1 protein-coding gene is annotated in these 409 nt (G+C 60.4%); it reads right to left on the reverse strand.

Annotated features, from left to right (window positions below; translation table 11 throughout):
- On the reverse strand, window positions 1-409 hold a 409-nt coding region (locus tag L692_RS30265), incomplete at both ends, for a SpoIID/LytB domain-containing protein (protein WP_036725677.1).

Raw genomic sequence — 409 nt, forward strand, 5'->3', positions numbered from 1 at the left:
ACCTCTCCGGCCGTAGCATCCACCGCCGATGTAACCGAAGCCGCCTCGGTTCCGATGCCGTTATATACTTGACTGAGCGTAGTATCCACGACATTGGCAATATCGAACCGCGCCCCTTGCGCAAGCGCATAGCTTCGGGCGGCCACCGCCTGCGCTTTAAGCGCTTCGGCCGGCCAGCTCGAAGAGACCTCTCCGCCAACGACCGAGTACAGATATTGCTCCAGCGGCAGTTCATTGATCACGGACAACGATCCGTTCGATCCGCCCAGCTCAAGGCTGCCCCGATAGGTCCGCTTGGATCTCTCGGCAAGCTGTATGCCTGAGCTGCTGCCCGCCGCCATAAACTTCCCGCCGCCGGATACCGCATAATGCGGCACTTGCGTCTCGCTGCTTAGGTCAAGACCGGCTT

The organism is Paenibacillus forsythiae T98 (genome assembly GCF_000520735.1).
GTDB classification, from domain to species: domain Bacteria; phylum Bacillota; class Bacilli; order Paenibacillales; family Paenibacillaceae; genus Paenibacillus_AQ; species Paenibacillus_AQ forsythiae.